Source organism: Xanthobacter sp., from assembly GCF_041911315.1.
Taxonomy (GTDB): Bacteria; Pseudomonadota; Alphaproteobacteria; order Rhizobiales; family Xanthobacteraceae; genus Xanthobacter; species Xanthobacter aminoxidans.
This window is the reverse complement of sequence record NZ_JAYRPE010000058.1, coordinates 90,324-107,064: the sequence shown is the minus strand read 5'-3', so window position 1 is coordinate 107,064 and position 16,741 is coordinate 90,324. Positions and strand designations below refer to the sequence as shown.

16 protein-coding genes are annotated in these 16,741 nt (G+C 68.6%); 8 read left to right on the top strand and 8 right to left on the bottom strand.

From position 1 onward, the window contains the following. Positions 1–9: 9 nt before the first annotated feature. Complete coding sequence (locus tag ACE3QW_RS16935; protein ID WP_374252706.1) at positions 10–420, top strand: DUF1801 domain-containing protein; 411 nt, start codon at positions 10–12, stop codon at positions 418–420. A gap of 3 nt (positions 421–423) precedes the next feature. Here ACE3QW_RS16935 and ACE3QW_RS16930 read toward each other — a convergent pair whose 3' ends face one another. Both ACE3QW_RS16930 and ACE3QW_RS16925 read right to left on the bottom strand, forming a co-directional pair. After that, complete coding sequence (locus ACE3QW_RS16930; protein ID WP_374252704.1) at positions 424–1,203, bottom strand: DUF2865 domain-containing protein; 780 nt, start codon at positions 1,201–1,203, stop codon at positions 424–426. Positions 1,204–1,507: 304 nt separating this feature from the next. Continuing rightward, positions 1,508–1,669: a hypothetical protein gene (locus tag ACE3QW_RS16925; protein ID WP_156026377.1), complete on the bottom strand. Its 162-nt coding sequence runs from the start codon at positions 1,667–1,669 to the stop codon at positions 1,508–1,510. 273 nt (positions 1,670–1,942) lie between these two features. On the opposite strand from ACE3QW_RS16925, the gene ACE3QW_RS16920 reads away from it, so the two are divergent. The 6 genes from ACE3QW_RS16920 to ACE3QW_RS16895 all read left to right on the top strand — a co-directional run bounded on the left by ACE3QW_RS16920 (position 1,943) and on the right by ACE3QW_RS16895 (position 9,203). Beyond that, the gene (locus ACE3QW_RS16920; protein WP_024279610.1) at positions 1,943–2,872 is read left to right on the top strand and encodes a LysR family transcriptional regulator; all 930 of its coding nucleotides are present in this window, start codon (positions 1,943–1,945) and stop codon (positions 2,870–2,872) included. Positions 2,873–3,144: 272 nt separating this feature from the next. Further along, positions 3,145–3,639, top strand: coding sequence for a formate dehydrogenase subunit gamma (locus ACE3QW_RS16915; RefSeq protein ID WP_374252702.1), 495 nt, complete (start codon positions 3,145–3,147; stop codon positions 3,637–3,639). Beyond that, entirely contained in the window at positions 3,639–5,201 is a 1,563-nt protein-coding gene (locus tag ACE3QW_RS16910; protein ID WP_374252700.1) for a formate dehydrogenase beta subunit, read from the top strand. The genes ACE3QW_RS16915 and ACE3QW_RS16910 overlap by 1 nt, the downstream gene beginning before the upstream one ends. A 13-nt stretch (positions 5,202–5,214) precedes the next feature. Next, positions 5,215–8,046 carry a formate dehydrogenase subunit alpha gene (gene fdhF, locus ACE3QW_RS16905; protein ID WP_374252698.1) on the top strand — a complete coding sequence of 944 codons (2,832 nt, stop codon included), beginning with the start codon at positions 5,215–5,217 and terminating at the stop codon, positions 8,044–8,046. Between the two features lie 70 nt (positions 8,047–8,116). Beyond that, positions 8,117–8,983, top strand: coding sequence for a formate dehydrogenase accessory sulfurtransferase FdhD (gene fdhD, locus ACE3QW_RS16900; protein ID WP_374252769.1), 867 nt, complete (start codon positions 8,117–8,119; stop codon positions 8,981–8,983). After that, positions 8,973–9,203, top strand: a complete 231-nt coding sequence (locus tag ACE3QW_RS16895; RefSeq protein ID WP_024279615.1) for a formate dehydrogenase subunit delta — start codon at positions 8,973–8,975, stop codon at positions 9,201–9,203. Before fdhD ends, ACE3QW_RS16895 begins: the two co-directional genes overlap by 11 nt. Before the next feature lie 36 nt (positions 9,204–9,239). On the opposite strand, the gene ACE3QW_RS16890 is transcribed toward ACE3QW_RS16895, so the two are convergent. The 6 genes from ACE3QW_RS16890 to ACE3QW_RS16865 form a co-directional block, all read right to left on the bottom strand. Further along, the gene (locus ACE3QW_RS16890) at positions 9,240–10,241 is read right to left on the bottom strand and encodes a cation diffusion facilitator family transporter (protein WP_374252696.1); all 1,002 of its coding nucleotides are present in this window, start codon (positions 10,239–10,241) and stop codon (positions 9,240–9,242) included. Between the two features lie 80 nt (positions 10,242–10,321). Then, positions 10,322–11,095, bottom strand: a complete 774-nt coding sequence (pcaD, locus tag ACE3QW_RS16885; RefSeq protein WP_374252695.1) for a 3-oxoadipate enol-lactonase — start codon at positions 11,093–11,095, stop codon at positions 10,322–10,324. A gap of 93 nt (positions 11,096–11,188) precedes the next feature. Continuing rightward, positions 11,189–11,575: a DUF3126 family protein gene (locus ACE3QW_RS16880; RefSeq protein ID WP_024279618.1), complete on the bottom strand. Its 387-nt coding sequence runs from the start codon at positions 11,573–11,575 to the stop codon at positions 11,189–11,191. Positions 11,576–11,643: 68 nt separating this feature from the next. Continuing rightward, on the bottom strand, positions 11,644–12,543 hold the full coding sequence (gene cysE / locus ACE3QW_RS16875) for a serine O-acetyltransferase (RefSeq protein WP_374252693.1): 900 nt from the start codon (positions 12,541–12,543) through the stop codon (positions 11,644–11,646). Positions 12,544–12,621: 78 nt separating this feature from the next. Continuing rightward, on the bottom strand, positions 12,622–13,374 hold the full coding sequence (locus tag ACE3QW_RS16870; RefSeq protein WP_374252691.1) for an alpha/beta fold hydrolase: 753 nt from the start codon (positions 13,372–13,374) through the stop codon (positions 12,622–12,624). Further along, positions 13,302–14,708 (bottom strand): hypothetical protein, encoded by a 1,407-nt coding sequence (locus ACE3QW_RS16865; protein ID WP_374252689.1) that lies wholly within the window; start codon positions 14,706–14,708, stop codon positions 13,302–13,304. The genes ACE3QW_RS16870 and ACE3QW_RS16865 overlap by 73 nt, the downstream gene beginning before the upstream one ends. 196 nt (positions 14,709–14,904) lie before the next feature. Between ACE3QW_RS16865 and ACE3QW_RS16860 the strand changes: the two genes are divergently transcribed. Continuing rightward, entirely contained in the window at positions 14,905–16,737 is a 1,833-nt protein-coding gene (locus ACE3QW_RS16860; protein ID WP_374252688.1) for a type I secretion system permease/ATPase, read from the top strand. Positions 16,738–16,741: the final 4 nt, after the last annotated feature.

The window sequence follows — 16,741 nt, the reverse complement described above, 5'->3', positions numbered from 1 at the left end:
AGAGGATGAATGAGCGACCTCGATTCCCCTGAGGCCCGCATTGACGCCAGGATTGCGGGACTGAAGGACTGGCGCGGCGACGCCCTCGCCCGCGTGCGCGCCCTGATCCACGAGGCCGATCCTGAGGTGACCGAGGCGGTGAAGTGGGTGAAGCCCACCAATCCGTCCGGCGTGCCCACATGGGAACATGACGGCATCCTCTGCACCGGGGAGGTCTACAAGGCCTACGTGAAGCTGACCTTCGCCCATGGCGCAGCGCTGGATGATCCGAGCGGGCTGTTCAATGCGGGCCTCGGCGGCGGCACCCGCCGGGCCATCGACATTCATGAAGGGAAAGAGGTGGAGCCCGAGGCGTTCAAGACCCTGATTCGGGCCGCCGTGGCCCTCAACACCGCCCGGCAGGCCTCGAAGCGCCGGTAACGCCTATCGCGAGGCCACCGTGAGCTCGTCGAGGCGCGCGCGCATGGATCGCGGCAGCTCGGGGAAACGGGACGGCTCGACGAAGTCCGCCGCGCGATAGGGCGGCCCCTTGGTCTTGCCGGTGAAGACGCGGGTGCCCTCGGCGGTCATCACCACATCGCCGCGCTTCAGCGTGGGGTCTTCCATGACATCCACATGGGTGAGGCCGCCGACCTTGCCGTTGCAGGTGCAGCCCTCGACGAGGCGCTGACGGTAGACATAGGCATTGGGCAGTTCCGAATAGGGCTTGCCCTCGCGGGTGACGGCTCCCTCGATCCCGCGCGCTGGATCCGAGGTGCTCACCACGGTCATCTTCGCGGCCGGACAGAAGGCGGCGCATTGGGCCAGATCGCTCTTCTCCACCCCGGCGCGGCCGGCGAGCGGGAAATACCGCCCGTCGCAGGTGCGCACGCAATAGCCGTGGCCACCGCCGCTGTAGCTCGGTGCCGCATCAAGCATGCGCGGGGTGACGATGATGCGGGGCTGCTCGCTGGACCGATAGGTCGGGCGAGCGCCGAACAAGGCTGAGAAAAAGTCCGTCAGGGGCGACCCGCCATGCGAGGGGAACATCCCCCGCGACTGCGCCCTGGCATCGCTGCCGAAGGGCACGAGCGCCAGCGCAAGGCCCAAGGCGAAGGCCACCATCAGTGCCAGCAGCCCGTCTTCCCGGCCGCGTGCCGATGGAAGCGCACGCTCGCCAGCATTTTCGTACTGCGGCGCTCCTTGCACAGCTTGTTCCGCCATTTTCCACCCCATCCCAGGCTCTTCGCATCCCAAGCGTCACCGCGTCTCACCGCGGCCACACGCCGTTTCGAGGCCGTGGCTGGCGAGATGCCCGCTCAGGCTGAAGACGTGTGCGGCGCCCCGATCGTTCCGCCCGGCGTTCGCGACTGGTCAGGGCAGCGGACGTTCGGGCCGAAGGCGCTGGCATCGAATTTGGCGCGGTTCCCGCGCGTGAAGATGCCCCGGGGCATGGGGCTCAAGACGTGCGATATCGCCCGGAAGCCTCGCCGCGCAAGCCACGGACAAGCTCCATCTCGATATGATCTCAGGCGAATGCGGATACGCTGCGAACAGGCGGCCTCGGCGTTTCGGCCGGGTGCTCGTGCGGCTGCATCAGGAAGGCAAGGGTGGGCGTCGCGACCAGCAGGGTGGCGAACAGCATCACGACCACGGAAATCAGAACAGACCCATTGGCTACGCGGAGCATCGCGGGACTCCCTCTCCCCGATTCCGGCTGATGGTCCGCCGCACCATCGCCATCCCTAATATAACCTTAATTGCTGGTGGACGGTTCCCGTGCCCAAGGTCACGTTCGCGAGAGTGGGATTGCGCGAATCAGCAAATACACCTTCGGCTTACCGCCACTGACGGCAGCGATGTTTCCCGTGTCGCGCTGCGGCAGTGGATGACCTCCGCCAGCGCTGCGGTGCGGCAACGAAGCCGCCTTGCGCGCCACCGCCCGCGGCACTGATATGGCGGCATGATAGACAAGCTCGAATACCTGATCGCTCTTGCCCGTGAACGCCATTTCGGCCGGGCCGCCGAAGCCTGCGGCGTCACCCAGCCCACCCTCTCCGCCGGCATCAAGCAGCTGGAGGACACGCTGGGAGTGCTGCTGGTGCAGCGCGGCTCCCGTTTCATGGGCTTCACCCCCGAGGGCGAGCGGACGCTGGAATGGGCGCGGCGCATCGTGGCCGACTCGCGCGCCATGCGTCAGGACATCGACGCACTGAAGCGCGGCCTCGCCGGCCCCCTGCGCATCGCCGCCATTCCCACAGCCCTGCCCATGGTGGCGGCGCTGACGACCCCGTTCCGCGCCCGCCATCCGGACGTGCGCTTCACGGTGATCTCGCGCACCTCCATCGAAATCCTGAACCACCTGGAAAATCTGGAGATCGACGCGGGCCTCACCTATCTCGACAACGAGCCCCTCGGCCGGGTGAACACGGTGCCGCTTTATCGCGAGCGCTACCGCCTCGTGACGGCCGCCGATGCCAAATACGGCGACCGGGAAAGCGTGACCTGGGCGGAAGTGGCGGAGTTGCAGCTCGCCCTCCTCACCCCGGACATGCAGAACCGGCGCATCGTGGACAATCTCCTCGCCGCCGCCGGCGCCAGCCACAAGCCGACACTCGAATCCAATTCCATGATCGTGCTGTTCACCCATGTGCGCACGGGGCTTTGGTCGAGCGTGATGCCGGCCATGCTCGCGGACTCGCTGGGGCTCACCTCCACCGTGCGGTCGATTCCGATCCTGGAGCCGGACATCTCCCACTCCATCGGCCTCGTGGTGCCCCATCGGGAGCCGACCACGCCGATCACGGCAGCTCTCGTTGCGGAAGCGCGACGCATCGCTCCGAAGCTGGAGCAGGCCACCGTGACCGACCCGGCAATTGCTGCAATGCAATAATTCGGAGCGGCCATGGCCGCTCCCAAAACCGTGTCCGCATAGAAAAACACGATCAATATACCAAGAACCATCCCAGACTGACCGGAATGACGCAGGCCAGCGCCTTGATTTCCGGTTCTGGCTCGTCTCGAACGGGCGCCGCTTGATAGAGATGTTCTATCGCAACATCCCACAGCTGCCTTGATTGAAGGGCCGCGTATGACACACTTTCCCCCAAGCAACACGAAGCAGCGGCAACGCGGCCTCGGTCAGTTGGGGAAAGTGAGACGTCCATGGCGGTCTATGAGGATTGGAGCACCGAGCGCGCAGCGCAGGTGATCGCGGAGCACAAGCATCTCGACGGGGCGACCATGCCGATCCTGCACGCCCTGCAGGAGACGTTCGGCTTCGTGCCCGATCCCGTGGTGCCGATGATCGCGGAGACGCTCAATCTCTCCCGCGCCGAGGTCTACGGCGTCCTCACCTTCTATCACGACTTCCGCCGCGAGCCGCCGGGCCGCACGGTGGTGAAGCTCTGTGCCGCCGAGGCGTGCCAGTCCATGGGCAGCACCGCCCTCACCGCCTATGCGGAGGAGAAGCTGGGCGTCTCCATGGGCGAGACCTCGGCCGATGGCCGCGTGACGCTTGAGCCCATCTACTGCCTCGGCCTGTGCGCCTGTGCCCCCTCCGCCCTCGTGGACGGGCAGCTGGTCGGCCGCCTCGACCACGCTACGGTCGACGAAATCGCCGAGTGCGTCGCCGCCGGCAAGCACTTCGGAGAGGTGTGATGAAGTCCCCCCGCATCTTCGTTCCCAACGACGCCACCGCCATCGCCTGCGGCGCCGACCGGGTCGCCAAGCGGCTCGAGGCCGGCCTGCTGGCCCGTGGCATCACCGCCGACATCACCCGCAACGGCTCGCGCGGCATGTTCTGGCTGGAGCCGCTGGTGGAGATCGAGACCGAGCGCGGCCGCATCGGCTACGGCCCCGTCACGCCCGCCGAGGTGGACGAGCTGCTGCACGCCGGCTTCCTGCATGGCGCCGACCATCCCAAGTGCATCGGCGTGGTGGACGAGCTGCCCTGGCTGAAGAAGCAGACGCGGCTCACCTTCGCCCGCATCGGCATCATCGACCCGCTCTCCCTCACCGAGTACGAGGCCCACGGCGGCTATCGCGGCCTGAAGCGCGCGCTGGAGCTGGGACCGTCCGGGACGGTGGAAGAGGTGTTCGAGAGCGGCCTGCGCGGCCGTGGCGGCGCAGGCTTCCCGACCGGCATCAAGTGGCGCACGGTCGCCGCTGCCCCGGCCGACCAGAAGTACATCGTCTGCAACGCAGACGAAGGCGACTCGGGCACCTTCGCCGACCGCCTCATCATGGAAGCGGACCCCTACTGCCTCATCGAGGGCATGACCATCGCCGGCCTCGCCGTGGGCGCGACGAAGGGCTTTGTCTATTGCCGCTCGGAATATCCCCTCGCCTTCGTGGTGATGGAGAAGGCCATTGAGAAGGCCCGCATGGCCGGGCTGCTCGGCGACAACATCATGGGCTCGGGCGTCTCCTTCGACATGGAAATGCGCATGGGCGCCGGCGCCTATGTGTGCGGCGAGGAAACCTCGCTGCTCGAAAGCCTGGAAGGCAAGCGCGGCCTCGTGCGCGCCAAGCCGCCGCTGCCGGCGCATGTGGGCCTGTTCGGCAAGCCCACGGTCATCAACAACCTCGTCTCCCTCGCCACCGTGCCGATCATCCTCGACAAGGGCGGCAAGTTCTATCGCGACTTCGGCATGGGCCGTTCGCGTGGGACGATGCCCATCCAGCTCGCGGGCAACATCAAGCACGGCGGCCTGTTCGAGACCGCGTTCGGCATCTCGCTGGGCGAGCTTGTCAACGAGATCGGCGGCGGCACCGCCTCCGGCCGTCCGGTGAAGGCGGTGCAGGCGGGCGGGCCGCTGGGCGCCTACCTGCCGGTGCACCAGTTCGACACGCCGTTCGACTACGAGGCCTTCGCGGCCAAGGACGCGCTCATCGGCCATGGCGGCATCGTGGTGTTCGACGACACGGTGGACATGGCCCACATGGCCAAGTTCGCCATGGAGTTCTGCGCCCACGAGAGCTGCGGCAAGTGCACGCCCTGCCGCATCGGCTCCACCCGTGGCGTCGAGACCATCGACAAGATCGTCGCCGGCGAGAAGCGCGAGCAGAATCTCGCCCTGCTGGAAGACCTCTGCCACACCATGAAGCTCGGCTCGCTCTGCGCGCTCGGCGGCTTCACGCCCTACCCCGTCGTCAGCGCCCTCACCCATTTCCCGGAAGACTTCGGCGCCACGCCGAAGCTGCCGGCCGCCGCAGAATAATTGGAGGAACGACATGTCCCTCGTCCATGAAATCGACTACGGCACGCCGGCTTCCAAGTCCGAGAAGCTGGTCACGCTCACCATCGACGGCATGAAGGTGCAGGTGCCGGAAGGCACCTCCATCATGCGCGCCGCGATGGAGGTGGGGAACCAGATCCCCAAGCTCTGCGCCACCGACATGCTCGACGCCTTCGGCTCCTGCCGTCTGTGCCTCGTCGAGATCGAGGGCCGCAACGGCACCCCCGCCTCCTGCACCACGCCGGTGGCGGATGGCATCGTGGTGAAGACCCAGACCGAGCGGCTCAAGAAGATCCGCAAGGGGGTGATGGAGCTCTACATCTCCGACCACCCGCTGGACTGCCTGACCTGCTCCGCCAACGGCGATTGCGAGCTGCAGGACATGGCCGGCGTCGTCGGCCTGCGCGACGTGCGCTACGGCTATGAGGGCGAGAACCACACGAAGCTCGGGAAGGACGAGTCCAACCCCTACTTCACCTATGAAAAGTCGAAGTGCATCGTCTGCAACCGCTGCGTCCGCGCCTGCGAGGAAGTGCAGGGCACCTTCGCGCTCACCATCTCCGGCCGTGGCTTCGACAGCCGCGTCTCGCCCGGCATGGACGAGAGCTTCCTCACCTCGGAGTGCGTCTCCTGCGGCGCCTGCGTGCAGTCCTGCCCGACCGCGACGCTGAACGAGAAGGCCATGTACAACATCGGCACCCCCGAGCATTCGGTGGTGACGACGTGCGCCTATTGTGGCGTCGGCTGCACCTTCAAGGCCGAGATGCGCGGCGACGAGCTGGTGCGCATGGTGCCCTACAAGGATGGCAAGGCGAACCGGGGCCATTCCTGCGTGAAGGGCCGTTTCGCCTATGGCTACGCCGTCCACCAGGACCGCATCCTGAAGCCCATGATCCGCTCCTCCATCCACGAGCCGTGGAAGGAAGTGAGCTATGAGGAGGCGATCGCCTACGCCGCCTCCGAGTTCAAGCGCATCCAGGAGAAGTACGGCAAGCGCTCGGTGGGTGGCATCACCTCCTCGCGCTGCACCAACGAGGAGACCTACCTCGTCCAGAAGCTGATCCGCGGCGGCTTCGGCAACAACAACGTGGACACCTGCGCCCGCGTCTGCCACTCGCCCACCGGCTACGGCCTGTCCGTGACCTACGGCACCTCGGCCGGCACGCAGGACTTCGACAGCATCGAAGAGTCCGACGTGGTGCTCATAATCGGCGCCAACCCGACCGACGGCCACCCGGTGTTCGGCTCGCGCCTCAAGAAGCGGCTGCGCCAGGGCGCCAAGCTCATTGTGGTCGATCCGCGCCGCACCGACGTGGTGCGCTCGCCCCACATCGAGGCGGCCTACCACCTGCCGCTGCGGCCCGGCACCAACGTGGCGATCGTCACCGCCATGGCCCACGTCATCGTCACCGAGGGTCTGGTGAACGAGCAGTTCGTGCGCGAGCGCTGCGACTGGGAGGAGTTCCAGGAATGGGCCGCCTTCGTCGCCGAGGAGCGCCACTCCCCCGAGGCGGTGGAGAAGTACACCGGCGTTCCGGCTGACGCGGTGCGCGGCGCCGCCCGGCTCTATGCCACCGGCGGCAACGGCGCGATCTATTACGGCCTGGGCGTGACCGAGCATTCGCAGGGCTCGACCACCGTCATCGCCATCGCCAACCTCGCCATGGCCACCGGCAACATCGGCCGCAACGGCGTGGGCGTGAACCCGCTGCGTGGCCAGAACAACGTGCAGGGCTCGTGCGACATGGGCTCGTTCCCACACGAGCTGCCGGGCTACCGCCACATCTCGGACGACGCCACCCGCGCATCGTTCGAAGCCCTCTGGGGTGTCGGGCTCGACGACGAGCCGGGCCTGCGCATTCCGAACATGTTCGATGCGGCCGTGGAAGGCACCTACAAGGGCATGTACGTGCAGGGCGAGGACATCCTCCAGTCCGACCCCGACACCAAGCATGTCTCCGCCGGCCTTGCCGCGCTGGAGTGCCTGGTGGTGCAGGACCTGTTCCTGAACGAGACCGCCAACTACGCCCACGTCTTCCTGCCGGGCTGCTCCTTCCTTGAGAAGGACGGCACCTTCACCAATGCCGAGCGCCGCATCCAGCGCATCCGCAAGGTGATGGCGCCGAAGAACGGCTATGCGGACTGGGAAGTCACCCAGATGCTGTCCAACGCGCTGGGCTTCCCCATGACCTACAGCCACCCCGGCGAGATCATGGACGAGATCGCGGCGCTGACGCCCTCGTTCGCCGGCGTGAACTACAAGCTGCTCGACGAGATGGGCTCGGTGCAGTGGCCCTGCAACGAGAAGGCGCCGGAAGGCACGCCGATCATGCACATCGGCGGCTTCGTGCGCGGCAAGGGCAAGTTCATGCTCACCGAGTATGTGCCCACCGACGAGAAGACCGGGCCGCGCTTCCCGCTGCTGCTCACCACCGGCCGCATCCTCAGCCAGTACAACGTGGGCGCCCAGACCCGGCGCACCGAGAACGTGGTCTGGCACCCGGAGGACGTGCTGGAGATCCATGCCCACGACGCCGAGGTCCGCGGCATCCGCGACGGCGACTTCGTGAAGCTCGACAGCCGCGCCGGCTCCACCTCGCTGCGCGCGGTGATCTCCGATCGCGTCGCCCCGGGCGTGGTCTACACTACCTTCCATCACCCGGTGACGCAGGCCAACGTGGTGACGACCGACTATTCGGACTGGGCCACCAACTGCCCCGAATACAAGGTGACGGCGGTGCAGGTCTCGCCCTCCAACGGCCCGACCCAGTGGCAGGAGGAGTACGAGAACCTCAGCCGCACCAGCCGCCGCATCGCGGCGGAGTGAGGCCGGGGGCCTCCGCCCCCCTGCTCCCCCCTTCCGGGCGCCCTCAGGTGCTCCCATCTGAATGGACGAGATGACCGACGAGCCTGCCTGCCCCCTGCCTGCCAACCTCCCCGCGCCCCCTCCGGCGCGGCGGGTGGAGCGTGTGCAGCTGCGGGACGGGCAGGTCTCCTCCGGCACCCGGGCGGTGCCGGAGGAAGTGCCGGTCGCCCTCACCTTCAATGGCACCACCCATGCGGTGATGATGGCGAGCCCCACCGACATCGCCGCCTTCGCGCTGGGCTTTGCCCTCACCGAGGGCATCGTCGCGGCGAAGGAGGAAATCCTCTCCCGCGACGTGATCGTCGTCGATGAGGGCATCGAGGCGCGCATGTGGATCGCCGAGGAGAAGATGAAGCATCTTTCCGCCCGGCGCCGGGCGCTCGCCGGCCCCACCGGCTGCGGCCTGTGCGGGGTGGAAAGCCTCGCCGAGGCGGTGAAGCCCGCCGCCCATGTCACCGCCACGTCCGTCTTCGCGCCGGACGTGGTGCTGGACGCCATGGCGACCCTCGGCCCGCTTCAGACGCTGAACCGCGAGACCCGCGCGGTGCACGCCGCCGCCTATTTCGAACCCGGCCGGGGCATCCTCGCGCTGGCGGAGGACGTGGGCCGCCACAACGCTTTGGACAAGCTCGTCGGCATGGCCGCCGATGCCGGCTTCGACACCGCGCGGGGCCTGCTGCTGCTCACCAGCCGCGTCTCCATCGAGATGGTGCAGAAGGCGGCAGTGCTGGGTGTGGGCGTCATCGCCGCGGTATCCGCTCCCACCTCCCTCGCCATCCGGACGGCGGAGGCAGCGGGCATCACCCTTGCCGCCATCGTGCGCGATGACGGCTTCGAGATTTTCACCCATCCCGGGCGCATCGCGCCCGCGTCATCGGAACGGGACCATGTCGCATAACTCCACCGAGAAGCTGGTCTACATGGCCAACCAGATCGCCACCGCCTTCGCCGCGCAGAAGCACGAGGCGGCCGTGGAGGCGACGCGCACGCACATCAAGAAGTTCTGGGACCCGCGCATGCGCTCCAAGATCGCCGAGCACGTGGCGCACGGCGGCGAGGGACTTCAGCCCATCGCCCGCGAAGCGCTGGAAGGGTTGCAGGCGCCGAAGGCGGCCTGATTTCGCCCGCCGCCCGCCTGGAGCGGGCGATCGGCTTTACACCACATCCCTCGGCGCGAGGGCGCATTGCATGCGCCCCTCTTCCACCTGCAGCACCGGGTGGACGATGCCGAAGCGGGCTTTCAGCTCCGCGCACGTCTCCGACAGGAAATCATCGTCCAGCGTCGCGCCGGGCCGCACCAGATGGGCGCTGAGCGCCACAGATGTGGTGCTGAGGCCCCAGATGTGCAGGTCGTGGACCTCACTCACCCCCGGCCGCGCAGCGAGATAGGCTTCCACCTCCGCGGCGTCGACGCCCTCCGGCACCATGTCCATGGCGAGGTTCACGCTGTCCCGCAACAGCCCCCATGTGCCGGCGATGATGGCGACGGAGATCGCCAGCGACACCACCGGGTCCAGCCACAGCCAGCCGGTGAGGGCGATCACCGCACCGGCGATCACCACGCCCAGCGAGATCGCGCCGTCCGCAACCATGTGCACGAACGCGCCCCGGACGTTCAGATCGCCCTTGCGCCCCGCCATGAACAAAAGCGCCGTGCCGATGTTCACGCCGACGCCCACCAGCGCCACCACCATCACGATTCCGGTCTGGATCGGCTCGGGATCGGCGATCCGGCCGAAAGCTTCCAGGATGATGCCGCCGGTGGCGACCAGCAGCAGCGTCGCATTGGCGAGCGCGGCGAGGATGGAGGAACGGCCGTAGCCGTAGGTGTGCTTCGCCGTCGGCGCCCGGCGCGACAGCCATGCGGCACCCCAGGCGAGCAGCAGGCCGAGCACGTCGGAGAGATTGTGGCCCGCATCCGCCAGAAGGGCGAGCGAGCCGGACATGAAGCCGAACCCTGCCTCGATGATGACGAAGCCGAGGTTCAGCCCGGCACCGATGGCGAAGGCCCGCAGCGAATCCGGCGGGGCGTGGGAATGGCCGTGGCCGCCATGGCCGTGCGAATGGCCGGCGTGGTCTTGGTGTTGGTCGTGGTCTTGGCTATCGTGGTCGTCGTGATCGTGGCCGTGACCGTGACCGCTCTGATGGGATGCCATGCCGCGCCTCCACGCATTCGCGGCATCTTCCACAAGCGCCGGGCGATGTCACGCCCGGCCGGCGCGACGCGAGCGCGCGCCTATGCGAGGAACGCCGAGACGGTCCGCACAAACGCCTCCGGCTGCTCGATGGCGGAGAGGTGCCCGCCCGGCAGGCGCGCCAGCTTCGCGCCGGGAATGGCCGCGGCGATGGCCTCGCCCCAGGCCGGTGGCGTCGAGCGATCGCCGTCGGAGACGATGACCAGCGTCTGGGTGGCGATGCGCGCCACGTCGGTGCGGAAATCCATGTCGCGCATGGCGGCACTGGTGCCTATGTAGCCGGAAGGCTTCGTGCCCGTGACCATCGCCCGGACCTCCGCCACGCGGGCGGGGCGCTGCGCCTTGAACTCGGACGTGAACCAGCTGTCGATGACGGAATCGGCGATGGGGCCGGTGCCGTCCTTGCGCACCGCCTTGATGCGGTGATCCCAGAAGCGCGCCGGGCCAGCATGGGCGGTGGTGTTGGACAGGATGAGGCGGGTGAGGCGCTGGGGCGCATTCAGCGCCAGCCACTGGCCCACCATGCCGCCCAGCGACAGGCCGCAGAAATCAGCGGTGGCGAGGTTCAGCCGGTCCATGATCGCCAGCACGTCGCGGCCGAGGTCGCCCATGGAATAGACTTGGTCGGGTGCGGCGCTCTCGCCATGGCCGCGGGCGTCGTAGCGGATGAGGCGGCGGCCCGCGAACAGCGGCACCACCTCGTCCCACATGCCGAGCGTGCAGCCGAGGGAATGGGAGAGGATGAGCGGCGGCGCGCCCTCCGGCCCCGTCACCTCCACCCTGAACCGCTCCCCGGAGACCTCCAGCAGCGCCACGGCGCCCTCCCCTCTGGATTCAATATGCCAGAGGTGTAGCGCGTTCAGGGCCGGGCGCAAGCGTCCCGCTGGACGCCCGCGCCTGTCGCAGGCTCACTCGAGGTCGGTCTCGAAGATGGCCATGCGGAAGTTCTGCGTGGCCTTCCCCTTTTCCTCGTCCTTGGTGAGAGTGCCGATGGCATCATCGCCGAGATAGACCTCGGCCGTGTCCTTGGACTTGGCGAAGGCGACCACCTTGAACTTCGGGTTGCCAAACTTGGTGCGGAGGTAGCTGGGGGCATCCTTATCCAGAACCGGCATGCGGAAATGATAGGAAAGCTCGCCGTCCTCCTCGTCCTTGTCCAGAGTGCCGATCGCTTCCTCGCCGAGGAACACCTCGGCGCTGCCCTTCGGCTTCGCGCGGGCTGCCACGTTGATCTGCGGATTGTTGAAGAGGTTCCGCATATAACGCTGCACCTGCTCGATCTCGGTCTTGTCCAAGGGGTGTCCTCCTGAGAGCGGATGGCCGCCTTATGGCCGCCATCGGGTGCGCGTTCAAGCCGGCGGGGTCAGATGTCCGCACCGGACCAGATGTTGTCCTCGAACATCTGGTCCATGGAGCGCGAAGGCTCGGCGCAGCCGGCCTCGCCCACCACCTTGGCCGGGATGCCGGCGACGGTCGAATTGCGGGGCACCGGCTTCAGCACCACGGAGCCGGCGGCGACGCGGGCGCAGCGGCCCACCTCGATATTGCCCAGCACCTTGGCCCCGGCACCGATGAGCACGCCGCGGCGGATCTTGGGATGGCGGTCGCCGCTTTCCTTGCCGGTGCCGCCGAGGGTAACACCCTGCAGGATCGAGACATCGTCCTCGATCACCGCCGTCGCGCCGATCACGATGCCGGTCGCATGGTCGAAGAACACGCCCCGCCCGATCGGTACCTGCGGATGGATGTCCACGGCAAAGACGGAAGAGGCCCGGCTCTGGAGATAGAGCGCGAAGTCCTTGTGCCCGTTGTTCCACAGGGAATGAGCCAGCCGGTGCGACTGGATGGCGTGGAAGCCCTTGAAATACAGCACCGGCTCCAGCGTGCGGTCAGCGGCGGGATCGCGGTCCACCACCGCCATCACGTCCGCGCGGAGGGCCTGGGAGATGTCCTTGTCGCGGGCGACCGCATCGAGCCAGGCGGCGCGGATGGCTGAGCCCGGCAGATCGGTGTCGCCGAGACGGGCGGCGATGCGCTCGCCGATCACGGCTTCCAGGCTCGGCTGGCCGAGGATGGCGCTGGTGAAGAAGCCGGCGAGCAGCGGCTCGCGCTCGGCGGCCTCCTCGGCCTCGTTGCGCAGGCGCGCCCAGACCGGGTCCACCACATCGTGCCAGCGCTCGGTGCCAACGCGCGTCACGCGCGGCACGGCGATGTCGGGCGCGGGCGAAACCGGCAGGGGCGAAACCATCGGCACTTGCGGCATCTCTGCCTCCTCGGGGATCAGACTTGCTCCTGTTCTAGCACATGCTGCGGCAAGGCGAGAGGTTCCCACAGGCCGGCGTCAGGGGCGCGCCTTCAGGAAGTCGAGAGCGCCCTGCTTGAACACCTTGTCGCCCACGGCGGGATTGTGGTCGCGGTTGGGGATGTCGAGCTGGGTACCGTCCGGCAGCAGCGCCACCAGCGGCGCTGCTGCGCCGGCCACCGCATCGCGGGTGCCGATGGCGACCATCACCGGCTGGAAGATGCGCCCCACCTCCTCCTGCGTCAGCACCTGCCGGGAGCCACGGATGCAGGCGGCGAGCGCCTTGAGGTCCGCCTTGTTGGCGTCGGCGAAGGCGCGGAACATGCGGCCCATGGCATCCTTCACCTCGTCGAGGCTCGGCGCCTCCAGCGCGTCCGCCACCGTCTGCGGCAGGCCCGCGCCTTCCACGAGATGGATGCCCAGCCCGCCGAAAATGGCCGAGCGCACGGCGTGGGGAAAATGCAGCGCCATCTGGGCCGCGACCCGCGCGCCCATGGAATAGCCGATCACGTCCGCCCGATCGAGGCCGAGGTGTCGCAGCAGGTTGTGGGCGTCCTCCGCCATCAGGCGGGTGTCGTAAAGGGCGGGATCGTAGAGCTTTTCGGATTCCCCGTGACCGCGATGGTCGAAGGCGATGACGCGGTATCCGGCCTCGGTGAGCGTCTTGGTCCAGGAGGGGCCGACCCAGTTGATCTCCTTGGTGGAGGCGAAGCCGTGGATCAGGAGGACCGGCTCGCCGGCACCCTGATCGAGATAGGCGATATCGACGCCATCGGAGGAGAAATGGGGCATGAGGGACCTTCGGGGGGAACGACAAGCGGGGGAGCCTCGCGCCGCTCGGGCGCGCGGGCGGGGAAACTAGAAGGTCCCTCCCCGCCTGCCAACTCCCCGTCGGTCTCCTCCTGCCCCAGCGCGCGCACCGCTTCCGTGGCCGCGAGCACGTCGCGGGTAGCGGCGGCGATGACATCGGCGGCGACCGGGGCCGGAATGGCGATTTCCGCTGCGGGCACGACGGTCGGCGTCCGCCGCACGAAGAGCCTTCCGCGTGGCATCGCACCGGGAGGCTCGGGCCGGCGCCCCCGGCGCCGCTTGTGCCGCCATGTGCGCCGGGCGCAGGCGACGCAGAAGGAATTGAAGCTCGACACCAGGGCGAACAGGTAGAAGGCCGCGAGGAAGCCCCACCAGATGAGTTGGAACAGCAGGCTGGTGATGGCGATGGCGCCGCGCCCCAGCGTCTTCAGGATGGCGAGCGTCTGCACGCCCTTGGTGTCGGCGAGCCGGGCGACACGGGAGAGGTCGCGGCCGCCCTCGGCCACCTTCAGCCCTTCCAGCGCGGCGCGGGTGCCGGCCTTGGCCTCGATGCGGGCGGTATCGTCCAGCATGCGGGTGAGGGTGGCGAGGCGATCGGTGCGCACCACGCTCTTCACCGCCGCCCCGTCCACCGCTGCCGAGCCGGAGAGGAGGCGGCGCAGGGCGACGAAATCCACGCTTTCCCGAGCGGCGCGGGTGAAGCTGCGCAGCAGCCCGGCGGAGAGGCGGCCGGTGCGCTTCGCCACCTTAACCAGGGAAATTCCCATGCGCACCGGCAGGCTCGCGCCCACGGTGGCATAGGTGCCGGCGGTCACCGCGATACCCACGGCGGACAGGCCGAGAATGAGCTGGTCCGGTTCCTCCCCGCGCGCGATCTTCAAACCCTCGCGGCCGGCATCGCGGATGTCGCCCCAGACCATGAGGTCGCTGGTCGCCGCGCCGGCAAGACCCGCGAGATCGGTCGGCTGGCCGGTCACGAAGCCCATGCCGAACGCCTTGGCGGAGTGGAGCGCCTGCGCCGCCACGCCGTTGGCCGTCTCCACCCGCGCGCGCAGATCGGCGGGGACGGCGAGGTGCCGGGCGTCGGCCAGCGCGAGATAGGAGCTGGCCAGCGCCGCATCGTCCTCCGCCAGGGCCGCCTCGATGGCGCGCGCCGCATCCGCGCCCGTGAAGCCCTGAAGGCCGAGGTCCGCGAGCGCGGCGGGATCATCCCGCGCGGCGATGAGCTTCGCGCTCTCCTTCGCCACGGGCACGAGCCAGGGCGCCGCGCCGAGCAGCGAGATGAAGACGACGAGGAGGGCGAAGATGCGGGCCATGGTCATTCCGTGCCGTTATCTTCGCACCGCATTGTGGCGAAGTCGAAGACGCCCACCTGCCGCAAGGACACGGCAGATTGCCATCGCGCCGTGTCGCGGCGCGGCTTCCGCCGGCCGCTTCGCCCGCATACAAGGGAGGGGCGCCGTCGCGCGCGAGACGAGCACAGGCCCGAAGCCGGGCCGGAGACGCTGGGGCATGAGCGTTACGGGATCGAGAGAACCAGCCGCCGCGGGCGCGCCGACGGCACTGGACCAGGCTCTGAGGACGATCCGGCCGGCCTTCGTGAGCGTCGTGGTGTTCAGCTTCTTCATCAACCTGCTCGGCCTCAACGCCTCCATCTACATGATGCAGGTCTATGACCGGGTGCTCGGCAGCCGCAGCATCGAGACGCTGGTGCTGCTCACCCTCATCACCGGCTTTCTCTATCTGGTGTGGGCGGCGCTCGAAGGGCTGCGCTCCCGCCTGCTGGAGCGCGCGGGCATCGCCTTCGACACCAAGGTGGCGGCGGACGTGTTCGATGCCGTGCGCCGCATGGCGCTGCGCGCGCCGGGCAACGGACAGGCGCAGGCGCTGCGCGACCTCGACACCGTGCGCGACTTCTATGCCGGCGCCGGCCTCGCCGCTTTGTGCGATGTGCCGTGGGTGCCCATCTACATGATCTGCGCGACGCTGCTGCATCCCTATTACGGGGTGCTGGCGGTGGCGAGCTGCCTGTTCTCCGGCTTCCTCGCGGTGCTGAACAACCGCGCCACCCGCGAGAGCCTCGCTGAGGCGGGCCGCGCCGGCATCAAGGCCAATGCCCTCGCCACGGCCACCCTGCGCAATGCGGAAGTGCTCAAGGCCATGGGGATGTCGAAGGCCCTGCGCGCGCGCTGGAGCGAGGCGCACGAGGGCGCCATGGGCTGGCAGAGCCGCGCCGGCGACCGAGGCGCGCTTCTCATCGGCATCACCAAGTTCAACCGGGCGCTGGTGCAGAGCATCGTGCTCGGGCTCGGCGCCTGGCTCGCCATCCAGAAGCAGATTTCGCCGGGCATGATCATCGCCGGCTCCATCCTCGTGGGCCGCTGCATCCAGCCCATCGAGCAGGCGGTGAGCAACTGGAAATCGGTGGTGAACATGCGCACCGCCTATGGCCGCATCCAGCTGCTGCTGCGCGCCGCCCCTCCCCCGCCTGAGCGGCTGCGCCTGCCGGAACCCACGGGGGTGGTGAGCGTGGAGAACCTGTTCGTGCGGGCGCCGGGCCGCGAGACGGCGGTGCTGCGGCAGCTGTCGTTCCGGCTCGACGCCGGCAGCGTCCTCGGCGTCATTGGCCCGACGGCGGCCGGCAAGTCCACCCTCGCGCGAGCGCTGGTCGGCGTGTGGCCGGCCGCGTCAGGCGCACTGCGGCTCGACGGATCGGACCTCGCCCATTGGGACGAGGAGCAGCTCGGCCGCCATGTCGGCTACCTGCCGCAGGACGTGGAGCTGTTCGCCGGCACCATCGCCGAGAACATCGCCCGCTTCACCGCCGCCGAGCCGGAGGCCGTGGTGGCGGCGGCGCAGCTCGCCGGGGTCCATGAGATGATCCAGCAACTGCCGCAGGGCTACAATACCGAGATCGGCGACGGCGGCCTCGCCCTGTCGGGCGGGCAGCGCCAGCGCATCGGCCTTGCCCGCGCGGTGTTCGGCCTGCCGGCGCTGATCGTGCTGGACGAACCCAATGCCAGCCTCGATCCGGCCGGCGAAGCCGCGCTCACCGAGGCGCTGAAGCAGTTGAAGGCGGCGCGCCGCACGGTGGTGCTCATCACCCACAGGCCGGCCGCCCTCGCCCAGTGCGATCTCGTGCTCGCGCTCAAGGATGGCGCCGCCCTCGCCTTCGGCCCGCGCGACGAAGTGATGAAGCGCGTCGCCCAGGGTTCGGCGCCCACACAGATGCCCCAGCCCGCAGCCTCTGCCGGGGGTGGGGCACCGACTGTTCGCGTCCGCAAATCCGTCGCCGGCCTCGGCACCGCGCCGGCCTCTTCGGCCGGCCCGGCGAACCAGCCGTGAGGCG

Coding starts and splice junctions, on each gene's coding strand:
- ACE3QW_RS16920 (WP_024279610.1), top strand. CDS start 1,943: ATGATAGACAAGCTCGAATACCTGATCGCTCTTGCCCGTGAACGCCAT.
- ACE3QW_RS16910 (WP_374252700.1), top strand. CDS start 3,639: ATGAAGTCCCCCCGCATCTTCGTTCCCAACGACGCCACCGCCATCGCC.
- cysE (WP_374252693.1), bottom strand. CDS start 12,543: ATGCCGCAAGTGCCGATGGTTTCGCCCCTGCCGGTTTCGCCCGCGCCC.
- ACE3QW_RS16895 (WP_024279615.1), top strand. CDS start 8,973: ATGTCGCATAACTCCACCGAGAAGCTGGTCTACATGGCCAACCAGATC.
- ACE3QW_RS16935 (WP_374252706.1), top strand. CDS start 10: ATGAGCGACCTCGATTCCCCTGAGGCCCGCATTGACGCCAGGATTGCG.
- fdhF (WP_374252698.1), top strand. CDS start 5,215: ATGTCCCTCGTCCATGAAATCGACTACGGCACGCCGGCTTCCAAGTCC.
- ACE3QW_RS16890 (WP_374252696.1), bottom strand. CDS start 10,241: ATGGCATCCCATCAGAGCGGTCACGGTCACGGCCACGATCACGACGAC.
- ACE3QW_RS16930 (WP_374252704.1), bottom strand. CDS start 1,203: ATGGCGGAACAAGCTGTGCAAGGAGCGCCGCAGTACGAAAATGCTGGC.
- ACE3QW_RS16865 (WP_374252689.1), bottom strand. CDS start 14,708: ATGGCCCGCATCTTCGCCCTCCTCGTCGTCTTCATCTCGCTGCTCGGC.
- ACE3QW_RS16915 (WP_374252702.1), top strand. CDS start 3,145: ATGGCGGTCTATGAGGATTGGAGCACCGAGCGCGCAGCGCAGGTGATC.
- ACE3QW_RS16860 (WP_374252688.1), top strand. CDS start 14,905: ATGAGCGTTACGGGATCGAGAGAACCAGCCGCCGCGGGCGCGCCGACG.
- fdhD (WP_374252769.1), top strand. CDS start 8,117: ATGACCGACGAGCCTGCCTGCCCCCTGCCTGCCAACCTCCCCGCGCCC.
- ACE3QW_RS16870 (WP_374252691.1), bottom strand. CDS start 13,374: ATGCCCCATTTCTCCTCCGATGGCGTCGATATCGCCTATCTCGATCAG.
- ACE3QW_RS16925 (WP_156026377.1), bottom strand. CDS start 1,669: ATGCTCCGCGTAGCCAATGGGTCTGTTCTGATTTCCGTGGTCGTGATG.